This window comes from Phocaeicola coprocola (assembly GCF_041333015.1).
Lineage (GTDB): Bacteria > Bacteroidota > Bacteroidia > Bacteroidales > Bacteroidaceae > Phocaeicola > Phocaeicola coprocola.
This window is the reverse complement of record NZ_JBGKGM010000001.1, coordinates 930,920-943,476: the sequence shown is the minus strand read 5'-3', so window position 1 is coordinate 943,476 and position 12,557 is coordinate 930,920. Positions and strand designations below refer to the sequence as shown.

The following is a 12,557-nucleotide window of genomic DNA, read 5'->3' as shown; positions in this document are numbered from 1 at the left end:
ACCCGTTCACTTTCCGGCAGCTTATTAGGGTATAAAACCATACCTTAAAAGCGTAATTTTTATCCGTTCATCCCCTAAAAGGATGAAAAAATGGATAACCAGACATTAAAATCTCAATTTTTCCGGAGCATATCCGTTCACCTCCGAGAATTGCAGGTTGTAGCACCCTTTTTCCGGAGCATACCCGTTCACTTTAGACGTATGCTTTCAGATTTTCCGGAGTATATCCGTTCAGCCGTGCATGGAATTGTGAGCGTATATCTTCGTTTCCGGAGCATATCCGTTCATTCTTTCCCCGGTTTCAGTTTCCTTTGTGCTGGTAAGCTAACAAGAAACAGCACAGTCATGGCAGGAACAACAAAGGATATGAGTCTGATAAAACAAGTACTCCAGCTCAAGCAGGCCGGAGAATCCAACCGCGGTGTAAGCCGCAAGTTACCGATTGACAAGGAAACCGTCAACGGTTATGTGAATACAGTAAAAGCCAACGGATGGAACATCAGCGACCTCCTTGAGATTGACGATCCCGAGTTGGAACGGATGTTCCATGCTGGTTCTCCGGCATATACGGACAGGAGAATGGAAGAGTTTCTGATCCTGCTACCCAGATACAGGGAACTGCTGGCGGACCCCAAATCCCATGTAAGCCGTCAGGTCCTGTTCGATGAATACCGTGCGACTCATCCCGATGGTTACGGCAAGTCACAGTTCTATTACCATCTGAAGCAGAATCTCGTTGCGAAGAAGGATGTTACGGCCGTACTGGCCAACACCTACAAACCGGGTGAAAAGCTCATGGTGGACTTTGCCGGTGACAAGCTCAGCTATGTGGATGCCGAAACCGGAGAAATTGTCAAGGTGGAGGTGTTTGTCGCCTGCATGCCTTACAGCGACTATACCTATGTGGTATGTGTACCTTCGCAGAAGACGGAGGACTTTCTGTATGCCATAAGGATGTGTCTGGAACATCTGGGCGGTGTACCTTCCATACTGACTCCTGACAACCTCAAATCGGCTGTAATCAGCAATGACCGGCATGAGCCGAAGCTGAACAAGGCTCTTGAGGACATGGGCAACTACTACCATTTCGTGGTACTGCCATGCGACCCGGCATCGCCGACACAGAAGGCTCTGGTAGAGGACTCCGTAAGGATTACATATAACCGTGTCTATGCCAGATTGCGTAACCGTACCTTCCATTCACTCCTGGAACTGAACCGTGCCGTATGGGAGCTGATGGAAAGGCACAACCAGACCCGTATGCAGAAGCGTCCCTACAGCCGTGAGGAGCGTTTTCATGCCATGGAGAAGGAGCTGCTGAAACCCTTGAAACCGGAACCCTATGAGATGCGCCTGTATGCCGATCTGAAAGTACAGGCAAACTGCCATGTGGAGCTGAGACAGGACAAGGTGACCCATTTTTACTCCGTCCCCTATATCCATGTAGGAAAACAGGCAAGAGTAGTCTTTACGCGTTCATGGGTCAAGGTCTATGTGGAGCAGAAACTGGTGGCCTCACATATCCGCAGCCATACATACGGCTATACCACAGTCAGGGAACATCTCGCATCCAGCTGCAGGGTGATTATGGAGCGTTCGGCAGCCTATTATGTGGAGAAAGCAAAAGATATATCACCTGACTGCCATGAATATGTAAAAAGAATCTTTGACCCCAAACGTACCGCACAGCCTGAAGAGGTGTATTACAAGCTGTGCAACTCCATAGTCAGCCTCAGAAGGAAGTATGACCTTGCCACGTTTGACCTTACCTGCCGTCAGTGCATGGAGTACGGTATTTACTCCTACAGCAAGTTTGAAGCCATACTCAGACGTAACGGCATGAATGCATCCGCAGACGAGACGGTAATCTTCCATGCGCCTACACCGTCAAACCACGGGAACATGCGCGGAAAAGACTATTTTACAGGAAATGACATAAACCAACAACAATAAATGATTATGAGCAACGAAACAGAAAGAACACTGCACGAGCTGAAGCTTCCGGGAATGGCAAGCTGCTGGAGCTCTCTGGAAGAAACACATCAGTTGGACAAGCTTACCCTGCGTGAAGGCATGCAGATCATGCTCCAGTACGAACGTGACACGAGAGGGAACAACCGCATCCAGCGTCTTATAAAGAATGCCGGCTTCCGTCTGAGAGCCTCGATGGAAGAACTTGAAACGGACACGGCAAGGGGCATACAGACCTGCTCTGCAGCCGACCTTGCAACCGGAAATTACATCACGGGCGGAATGACGGTCATCATTACCGGACCGGCAGGAACCGGGAAGTCCTACTTTGCCTGTGCCCTGGGTGACAGGGCATGCAGGAACGGCCGGAAGGTACTGTACTTCACGATGAACATGCTCATCGAGAACCTGAAGCTTGCACATCTGGAAGGACGGGAAACAAACTTCTTCCGGAAGCTGAACGCACATGACCTGCTGATTATCGATGACTTTGGGATGGTCAAGCTGGACGGCCAGATACAGCATGACTTTGAACAGATCATAGATGACCGGTACAACCGGAAGGCACTCATCCTGGCCAGCCAGCTTCCCGTTGCAGACTGGTATGATGTGTTCCAAAGCGAGCTCATTGCGGAAGCCTGTCTGGACAGAATCGTGCATAAGGCAATAAAATTTGACCTTAAAGGAGAGAGCCTAAGAAAGAAGTATTAACTTTGCCAACAACACTGAATACTAACTGGGGACTGAACAGATATCACCGGAAATGCTGAACGGGTATCCGCCGGAATATGCAGCCGTCAAACCTTATTTTCGGGGGAATACCTAAAGATACAAAAAAGCCAACTAATTTGCAACACTTTGTGTATGAATTAGTTGGCTAATTTTATACTATTTACTGAATGTCCCTATAAAATAAAAAATACGAGACTCAAACTTGAATCCCGTATTTTCCATTTACACAAAATATTTTATAGTGCCTATTTTATTTAACATAGTGCATTCCAGAAATACCAATTAACTTTACTGGTCCTAAAAGGCCAGATTTCTGAAGTTCTGATTCAGGTTTCCACGTAATTACATTAGCCCAAGTTGTACGACTTTCAATAGGCTTGTTTAAATCACCGATGATACGGTTAACCCAATTATTCACTACCTCTATTTCAAGAGTATTTTCACCTTCTTTCAAGCCCTCTGTAACTAATAAACGATAAGGAGAAGTCCATACACCACCTATATATTGACCATTCAGTTTCACTTTTGCCATCACCATAACCTTACCTAAATCAAGATAATACGATTCTGAATTCATTTCTTTTACATGAAAAGTAGTTTTGTAAGTAGCTGTTCCTGAGAAATACTTTATATCCTCATCCTCAAATTCTGTCCAACTATTAAGTTCGTTCATTTTACAATTCTTATCTACCGTAGCATTCAAAGACTTAAAATGAACATCCCACGTACCGACAATATCTAAAATTTCAGACTCTCTTGGATAATTCTTACCTCCATTAAAAGCTTTTTTAGAAGAACGAAATACCACAAAAACACTTTCGTTTTTATCAAGATACAAATTTACCGATATTCCATTCTTTGAACTTTTATATTCAGGTAAATATCTCATTTCCCCTGTAACCGGATTCCAAAGCTCTGGCTGCATGTCTTTGACCCTAAATTCAGGAGTTATTTCAATATAAGATTCTGATTGATTAGAAACAAAATAGATTTCCCCATCTGTGAGATGACGATGAATAAAAAGAACAGGATCATTATCTTTCGTCTTCATATCTGGAAGGATTCCATTCTCAAGCAACAAAGAGTCCAAAGAATAAGAACGACTATATACCATTCCCTCACCATATTTATGAACAGGCAAGTTTTCATTTCCCCACAATTCAGATGCCATTGCAAGTACCTTTTTGTCGGCATCTGGATAATTTTTAAGGCTTGGTGACTTCATAGGAGCATCTCCCATTACAATCAAGCCCTCATCAACAAATGATTTTACTTTCTCCAATATTTCTGGACGCATTGTATTCAAATTCGGAAGAACCAAAACTCTATATTTCATTCCACTTTGCAAGGTCAGCAATCCATCCTCCACTGAAGCATACTTCATTAATACCTCACCATTAATATAATCAAATGAATATCCTTTTGGTAGTGCTGGATCAATGGTGCCTGTCATTTTGGGAACATCTTCACCTATAAAATAGGCAACATCAGCAACATAAGTACCTCTTTGAAGCATTATATTACAGCGTTTTAAATAATCTATAAACAAATCCAAATGACTAAACCAAGTGTTATGTCGATTAAACTCATTTCCAAACGGAGCATTTATACCAGGAAAACAATTCTCATATGGCTGATGAATATAAACATGAAGAAGTGTAGCATTAATACCCTCTGTAAAAAATCTATCACCACGTTGCTTCATTTCATAAGGATAACGAGCAAAATCACCTCCTCCAACAGTAAAGGACTCAGCCCACACTTTACGTTTCCCATAAATATGAGCACAAGAAGATGCAGCTCTGTTTTCTATATTCCCCAAATCACCTGTACTCCAAAACTCTCCAGCAACTTCATCAGACTGTCCACCATACTGTAAAAACTCACCAGGGAATCCCCAATGTCCATAGTTTTCTAACCAGGTAGTAAGACCATGCTCATGACTTATATCTCTAAGAGCCCCCACATACTCATAAGAAACACAGTCTGCTATCAATCTTCTTAAATCCCAAAGGAATCGATCCGATACGTCAGGGCTTTCCACAACTTCACCATGTAAAACCGGTAAAAAAGGCACAGGACTATAACCATAGGCTTTTATAAATCTTTCCTCCATATCATCTGTCCAATTCAAACCTCCAGTTTCATAACTATCCATAACAGTAACTTTAAGACACTTCCTATCTTCTATCGGAATACGCTTGAGAATCTCACCTATAAATGAATCAAAATGATATTTTAAATGTTCTTTATTCATCTTATCCACTTCCAAGCCTGTAGCTTCAGGACTTGCTGGAGAGTTAGTCACTCCTGTTGTACTCATTGCATAACGTACAATCTGCCATTTCCCTTCAGGTAAAGAACATCTCACAACACTATCTTTTACATATGTTGTCAAATCTATTACTTTTTCTGCATCAATCAATTGTGCCTTGTCTCGTACTATCGGTTGTTCATCCCACAAATAATCATCCCACATTGGAAGAGGTGTTGGAAACATTTTAGCCAATGTTTTCTCTGCATAACGTTCTGTATATGGTTTTGAGGATAAAATTACCGTACAATCCCCATTACCTGAATTGTCCATTTCAAATTTATACACATCTGCAGCATTCTCAGGCAAAGAAATTACAATAGGAGCATCAGGAATGAATCCTACATTCAATGCAAAATTACTTCTATCAATATCAAACTCTTTTAATAACTTGAATGAATCTCCTTCTTTTGCAAAAAGCCTTCCATAACTCTTTATAGGAGTCTTTATTTTAAGAATAAAGGAACGCATATTCTTATCCGGAGCTTTCATTTCCATACTTACACTCTCACCAATTTTTTTTGTAAAACTCCATTTTTCAGAAACTTCAGGAATACAAGGATAAGCCAGTACTTTTATACTCTGAGTATTCTCCATCTTTGGTAACGTAATCTCCAGATTATTACCACCATCCACTAAAACAGATGCATGATCAAGATATCTCATACTTTGATGTTTTTTTATCCAAGGCCCTCCAGATTGACTCCAACCCGGACTATTAAATATACCTATTTCTATTCCGAGTTCCGTAGCTGTTTTCAAGGCCGTATGTATAACTTTCCACCATTCATCAGTCATGACTTTACTCTTACCTTGCGCAACCTCTGTCAATCCAATATTTCCAATAAAAGCCCTATTTATGCCAGCCTTTTTCATAGACTGTAAATCTTTTACCACTCCTTCTGCTGAAATATTGTTCGAGATCCAATACCAATATACTCCTATTTTCGTAGAATCAGGAACTGTTTTGAAAGCCTCTTCTAATTCTGCAAATGTCATATCTCCCCTCTTGTCTTTAACACAGCCCGTCAAGCTCAAAAGGCTTCCACATAAACAAAGAAACAAAACGTATTTTATTTTCATACCTTTCATTTAAGATTTTATTTTATATATTTATTATTCATCGAGAACAGTCACACCTGATGGAGCATCAACTTCTGTGATTACTTCACCATCTTCCCCCACTTTATGGCTTATTGAAATAACTCCATAAGGAGTTGGAAATGTTCCTTTAACCCATTTTAGATCACCTAGATGAGGAACTATACGCACTACTTTGCAGCCCGGCTCCACAACTTGAACTCCCAAAACATATTCACTCAACCAAGAAGTAGGGCCAGAAGCCCATCCATGACAGAAGCTATGACGGAAGTTCTTATAACAATAAGCTCCAAAGCTACCATGAATGTCCTTTTTCCCTGCTGGAACAATTTCATCGATTCTTGATGCATTAGGCAACCAATTTAAGTCAAAATCTTCCCAAAAGGTTGTTGCACCAAGATCAAGCATTGCTCCCCAGTAATTACGTATTATATCCAAAGCACCCTTATAATCTCCAGCCTTAGCCATAGCTCTCAGCATATAATATCCATAAAATGTTGAAAAGCCATGAGCGCCATTCACTGAAATGATATTCTTGTTAGCATCTTTTGCATCCATCAATCCCGCAAGTACCATCAAAGCTGCTCCTTGTTTCATCCCAGCCTCTGAAGGATCTTTAATTGAATTCAAATATGCTTTACGTACTGCAGGAGCAGCCTTTCTCATTTTCTTAGCTATCATTTTAGCTTTATTTGCCAGTTCAGGCTCATCCAATATCAAACATAATTCATTACTTGCATCCATGGCCATTACCATCATTGATTGTAAACCTGCATGAATTGTTTGTGGTTTTTCAGAAGAAGGCCAGTCAAGAAATCTGGTTCCATCAAGTTTTTCCACACCTTTTTCATCAACATGCTTTATCAAATGGTTTACTAAGTCAACAATATAATTTTTCTGTGACTTCAAATAATCAATATCTCCTTGATAATAAAACCAGTCTCTCTGTATTAATAGCCACCATATTGAATAAGAACTCATTCCATTCATCCAATTAGGCAAAGCAGTAACATCTTTAATAGCATTCAAACTTTTAGGAACTACTTCATTATACCCAAAAACACTGTTAATAGTCATCACCTCAGGATGCATATCACCAACCCAAATAAGTCTATCTCTTTTTATTCCATCCCATAGGAACTCCTGCATGTTCAAATGCACAGTGTAAGCTCCAGTTTGCCAGATTTTATTCAAACATTCATCATTAGAGATAAATGAACCTTTATAAGAAATATCTCTATAAACCGATATTGCTCTAACTTCTTTAATATGCAACTCTGCATTATCATCAAGCATATCAATCCTAACAAATCTAAATCCTGAATTTCCTACTTCAGCAACACCAAGCCACGGCAATTTCATCTCAAAATCCCGAATTGCATGATCATTAGAGGCACCATTTCTCCCATTAATCTCACACATAGCCTCACTCACAGACTCTCCAAAACGCACACGTATAGCCCTTGGCACTTGAGAAGACGGCATTCCTGTAACAACTTGGATACCACCTTGAATTTCTTTTCCGAAATCAAGTAATATTGATGGTTTTCGTCCATTTTCAGATCGCATTACGCACATATATGCATTTACTAGATCAGGTTGCCCATTACCCTTACGGAATAAATTCTCAGTACCATTCATAAGATCCGTATTCTGTTGCCAAACAATACGTATTGGAGCTAGATACTCACGAACACGAGTATCTAGCTGAGAAGCATAACTATTTAATATACAGGATACCAACAAAGACAAAGAGAGAATATATTTCATTTTTGTTTGCATAAAAACTTATTTTTATTATAGGTTAAAAATTAGTAATTGTTTTTTAATCAAATCAATTATTCACTCCATATAAAACGATAATTAAATCTCCTATTAGGAGCTGAATCTCCGTTTATACAGAAAGATATAGGATCTTTTAAATCTGAAATATTGTCAGCCCATTTAAAATCAAAAATAAACTTATCTTTATGACATCCCAATAATTTCCTATTAACCTTCAATTCCATCTTATTTTCTTTAACTCTATATCTCAAAGTTTCTACTTTAATCCATTTATTTGTCTCTATTTCATATTTCATCAATTCAGTCGTTTTATTATCAATAATATTTTTATTGATAACAAAATCATATCCATACCATCCAGTAGTAGAATTATTGTCCGCATCAATAAATAAAAGCATCCAATTACTATCTGAAGAATTTGTCAAATTAGAAGCTGTTTCTACATAAAAATATATATTATTTTTATCTACTGCTACTTTTGATCTAAGAATATCATTTCTCCCAGAGTTATTTATATAATGATTGCCTCCATATCCATTATAATCACGATGAGTCACATCACCTTTTGTATCACGATATTCTATTTTTACATTATCCCAATCCGAAAAAGTTCCATCAATTTTTATCTTCCTATAACCATTATGCTTTGGAATTGCTCTAGCTCCTTTATATCGACGAATATTTTGAGCCATTTGCATATAATAATTATCAGTATAACCACCTTTCATCGGCTGAATAGTTCTATTAAATTCTGCATTATATTGATCTACAAAATAAAAAGGATTTTCTCTTCCTAAAAATGTTGCAGGTCCAGGAAGGTCTGATCCCGGAGCTTTGCCTGCCACATATTTACCCGCAGTCCATTCATTCCAATCATTTATATAAAGGAATGCAGGATCTACTTGTAGAGCCTCATCCCAACGTTCTTGAAAATAGATACCATAGGCAGTAGGTGAATTAACTTTTTTACCCAACCAAGAAACATAAGCAGAATCTGGCATATCATATTCATCAAGAACAGGCTCACCGTATTGACGACTCCACGATTTACCTATTATACTAATGGGATGCTGTGCCGGAGTAACAGCCATCTGCTCAACTTTACCGTTATGTGTAGATGCTAACTGCATAGGAGTTAATTCAAAAACGCGCTTATCTCCAAGATCATAACCAAAACTCCACTTATCTTCTGTTCCAACAAATCTCTCACCAGCCCATTCATAATATCCCCACCACATAGTTCTAAGAGTAAAAAAACTCTTCACTTCTTTAGTATAATCCTCATAAAATTCATCAGTATAATCTTTATCACCATAATGAGGATTCGATAAATCAGTAATTGCCGCCGGATCATAGTGAGGATTAGGATTCTTTACACCACCACCATTAGCATCCATTTTAGGATTTCCACTATAAAGCAATAAGGGCTTACCTTCCCAATAAAACCATAAATCTTTATACTTATTTAATTTATATACCTTATCATATAAATCTTGTACAACAGATATAACTGGACCATTAAAAGCCCAAAAACAAAATTTAGGGACCTTATTACCTTCTGCTTTCATTTTTAGCATCGTATTAAATAGTACATCCCACTCATCCCAATATCTTACAGCATTTGTAACGTCCATAATCAATACATCAACACCTGCATCCGCCAACATTGACATATCTTTTCTTATAACATATTCATCTTTACTAAGAAAATATCCCATCTCCGGTTCTCCCCAATGATAGGATCCTGCAGTCCATTCCTTATGATTTCCATCCAATCTTGCTTTTGGATCCTTCTTTAAAACCTTAGAAACATCTGCTTGATAAGGAATATTAAGACTAGCCAATGCATCAGAATGCCAAGTAACATAGAAAATACCAACAATACGCTGCTTATCTCTTTTAACATCACCAACCTTTTTATGATCTGGCATCATACGACCTAAAGCATCTGTCGCGACCCAAGTATCAGGATAAATATCCCAATAAAGAGAATCATCTGAATTCTCAATGTATTCACACCCATTTATCCTATCCACATATCCAAATAGGACAAAAAAACATAAAAACAAATTATAAAAAATATTCTTCATAATATAAATTATTTAAAGTCATTTCTTAAAATGCAAATTTATAAGATGGAGAATCGATATATTTATACTTTTTGATACAAATACTTAAGAATATGATATAACCATAATATTTACTTTACTTGTTCTTTTATAATAGTACTTTTGGTAGTCATTGTAAAGAATCGAAAAATTTTATATTTTCTGAGAGAATGTGCATCTGACTTTATCAAGTCTATCACAACTAAGTTATAAGTACGTAATATTCCTAAACATATGTTTACCATATCTCTACCCATGTAACAAAATTCATAATCTTTTAACCAATACATCTCTATTCTTAAAAAGAAATATCTCAATTTCCCTTGATTTTCAACTGCGAAAAATAACAGACTGAAAAAGAGTATACCTTAACTAAATTCTTATCAACAGATGAACAATCTATTCTTTGGGCTCTTACAGATGAACTAAGTGTTTCAATAATGTATTAGCAACTCAATATAAGAGCTAAAGGGTAAATCCCAAAAATCACATCTTTATTTGAAGAAAGACTTAGTAAAAAATATGGAAGCCAACGATTATCTTCTCCTTCTTCCTGAAGAAACATTAAATTTTATCAGATATCAAGGAAACATTAGGGAAATAGCAATTTACCAAGAAGAAAAAAAATGAAGTACCAAACGAATATTCAAAGATGAAAGTGGAGGGTAAGGGATTTTATAATCCGATAGTTGCCCAGGATTTCTCAGTTCGCGAAAAGACGTTTTTTTAAACATCCGTCATCCCAATGGATAATAAAGGATGATGACCGCTATGTAAGTCGTAATTGGAAACTGGTAGCCGAAGGTGGCCGTATGACGCATGAATTTGCGTCTTTTTTAAAGAACTATATTGATACTCTTCCGGTAAGCTACAAGCTTCTGGGATTTCTTTTCGGCGTGGACGGTGAACTTCTTGAACATCAGTACCGCGACCATCTGGGCAGTTATATGAGCTGGTCCCAGCTCCCGCATGCAGAAGAATGGATTCTTTTCGAAAAGAATATCGGCCCGTATGTGGATATTGATGAAGTCAGCTTTTCACAAGGTGAGCTTTATATAATCCTGATAAGCCAAGGAGACAAGGAGTCGTTCGGGAAGTGTCATTGCAATCATAAAAGGTACGGATATCAAGACTGTTACAGCCGTCCTGCTAAAGCCTTCCAGACGCACACCGCATGATGGACCGTTTTCATGTACAGAAGCTGGCTTATGAGGCAGTTCAGGAAATGAGGGTAAAGGCACGCTGGGAAGCTCTGAATGAATCGAGTAGGAGGAAAACGAAGTAGTTTTCTTCCTACTTTCGTTTTCCGACCTCTCACACCACCGTACGTGCCGTTCGGCATACGGCGGTTCTTTACTATGGATGCCTTTCGTATTCTTCGAAAGACACTTCCACGACATCTTCTTCAACCATCCATTTGTAGGTCTGCGCTCCTTTATACCCTTCGGATTCCGTCCTATCTCTTTAAAGGTAGCCCAATACTTCTGTTTTGGTTTTATGCATTCGTTCCAACAAACGGTAGTTTTCAGTTATGCCGTTTAAATAAAGTTTGGTCCTTCCCTATAGGCATACATGCCTTGGGTACTACGACCTCTGCTGACTTCTCACGGCAAGCTTTACTCCATCATGGTACTTCGAATCATTCATCCTCACCATATGTCCGTGAGACATCCTCGGATAAGGGTATTAACTTTCAATCTTATGTCTGCTCCATTTACACTAACCGTCCCGAATAGCTATAGGGCTTTAGTTTGTTTCGCAACCTTACCCACGGTCATATGCCTTATATGAAGTTTCTGTTCGTCAGACCAGATGTTTGCCGCCAGCTTCTTTCAGATTCCAACTCGCGATGGACACCCTTGCTTTTGGCTGTATGATTCCCGCTATTAGGGCTCATTGGGGACTTGCACCCGTTAGCTAATACTCATGCCGAGCATACGAAATCCATACCCTGGCATATGCCAGGGTATGCGAAAAGCCTTATCATGCTCCAGTCTTCGAAAATGGGGATCCAAGAAAGCAGCTGCTGGTAAGAAACATCTATCTTCTCTATTAGAAAGAATCCCTATGAACTAAATCACAACGTATCCGTGCCGCCATCCTGTTCAGGGAATATCCTGATATAAAGAAAGCATATTATCTTTCTATGAGACTCGGACTGATATATCACTAGTGCAGGCATAAGGATACTGCATTAACAAGACTTACAAGATGGTATGACGAAATAAACAAATCAGGCTTCCTTGCCTTTGAAAGAGTGGCAAGATCCATACAAACACATTATCTTGAAATTATAAACTACTTTGAAAGACGTTCTACAAACGCTGCATCAGAGTCTTTTAATGCTAAAATAAAGAACTTTCGCTCACAATTCAGGGGAGTGAAGGATAGAGCTTTCTTTCTATTTAGACTGTCTAAAATTTATGCGTAATTTGAGAATCCCTCAGGTTTTTACGTTGATCCGTTTTTACGTTGATTCCAAATGTGGTGCAAGTATATAAAATAAAAATCGCAACTACCTGCTATCCAGATAATTGCGATTTTTA

At 38.8% G+C, this 12,557-nt stretch carries 7 protein-coding genes and 2 pseudogenes; 6 read left to right on the top strand and 3 right to left on the bottom strand.

Translation table 11 applies throughout. From position 1 onward, the window contains the following. Positions 1-345 precede the first annotated feature (345 nt). Together istA and istB are read left to right on the top strand one after the other, a co-directional pair. A complete protein-coding gene (istA, locus tag ACDG22_RS03915) occupies positions 346-1,953 on the top strand; it encodes an IS21 family transposase (protein WP_007566682.1) in 1,608 nt (535 codons plus the stop codon). 6 nt (positions 1,954-1,959) lie between these two features. Beyond that, complete coding sequence (istB, locus tag ACDG22_RS03910; protein ID WP_040311749.1) at positions 1,960-2,682, top strand: IS21-like element helper ATPase IstB; 723 nt, start codon at positions 1,960-1,962, stop codon at positions 2,680-2,682. 271 nt (positions 2,683-2,953) lie between these two features. Here istB and ACDG22_RS03905 read toward each other — a convergent pair whose 3' ends face one another. From ACDG22_RS03905 to ACDG22_RS03895, 3 genes are all read right to left on the bottom strand, one after another. Next, complete coding sequence (locus tag ACDG22_RS03905; RefSeq protein WP_270230384.1) at positions 2,954-6,100, bottom strand: glycosyl hydrolase; 3,147 nt, start codon at positions 6,098-6,100, stop codon at positions 2,954-2,956. Positions 6,101-6,133: 33 nt separating this feature from the next. After that, the gene (locus ACDG22_RS03900; RefSeq protein WP_270230385.1) at positions 6,134-7,888 is read right to left on the bottom strand and encodes an alpha-L-rhamnosidase-related protein; all 1,755 of its coding nucleotides are present in this window, start codon (positions 7,886-7,888) and stop codon (positions 6,134-6,136) included. A 68-nt stretch (positions 7,889-7,956) separates the two neighbouring features. Beyond that, positions 7,957-9,993: a glycoside hydrolase family 71/99 protein gene (locus ACDG22_RS03895; RefSeq protein WP_270230374.1), complete on the bottom strand. Its 2,037-nt coding sequence runs from the start codon at positions 9,991-9,993 to the stop codon at positions 7,957-7,959. A gap of 540 nt (positions 9,994-10,533) precedes the next feature. On the opposite strand from ACDG22_RS03895, the pseudogene ACDG22_RS03890 reads away from it, so the two are divergent. From ACDG22_RS03890 to ACDG22_RS16520, 4 genes and pseudogenes are all read left to right on the top strand, one after another. Further along, positions 10,534-10,853: pseudogene (locus ACDG22_RS03890) on the top strand (ISAon1 family transposase N-terminal region protein); the annotation flags it as partial. A 332-nt stretch (positions 10,854-11,185) separates the two neighbouring features. Beyond that, complete coding sequence (locus ACDG22_RS03885) at positions 11,186-11,296, top strand: transposase (protein WP_370858783.1); 111 nt, start codon at positions 11,186-11,188, stop codon at positions 11,294-11,296. After that, entirely contained in the window at positions 11,268-11,747 is a 480-nt protein-coding gene (locus ACDG22_RS03880) for a hypothetical protein (protein WP_370858782.1), read from the top strand. The genes ACDG22_RS03885 and ACDG22_RS03880 overlap by 29 nt, the downstream gene beginning before the upstream one ends. Before the next feature lie 455 nt (positions 11,748-12,202). Beyond that, positions 12,203-12,442: pseudogene (locus ACDG22_RS16520) on the top strand (transposase); the annotation flags it as partial. Between the last annotated feature and the right edge of the window lie 115 nt (positions 12,443-12,557).

Excerpts from the sequence above, each read along its gene's own strand:
- istA (WP_007566682.1), top strand. The coding sequence starts at position 346 with ATGGCAGGAACAACAAAGGATATGAGTCTGATAAAACAAGTACTCCAG.
- istB (WP_040311749.1), top strand. The coding sequence starts at position 1,960 with ATGAGCAACGAAACAGAAAGAACACTGCACGAGCTGAAGCTTCCGGGA.
- ACDG22_RS03905 (WP_270230384.1), bottom strand. The coding sequence starts at position 6,100 with ATGAAAATAAAATACGTTTTGTTTCTTTGTTTATGTGGAAGCCTTTTG.
- ACDG22_RS03900 (WP_270230385.1), bottom strand. The coding sequence starts at position 7,888 with ATGAAATATATTCTCTCTTTGTCTTTGTTGGTATCCTGTATATTAAAT.
- ACDG22_RS03895 (WP_270230374.1), bottom strand. The coding sequence starts at position 9,993 with ATGAAGAATATTTTTTATAATTTGTTTTTATGTTTTTTTGTCCTATTT.
- ACDG22_RS03885 (WP_370858783.1), top strand. The coding sequence starts at position 11,186 with ATGATGGACCGTTTTCATGTACAGAAGCTGGCTTATGAGGCAGTTCAG.
- ACDG22_RS03880 (WP_370858782.1), top strand. The coding sequence starts at position 11,268 with ATGAATCGAGTAGGAGGAAAACGAAGTAGTTTTCTTCCTACTTTCGTT.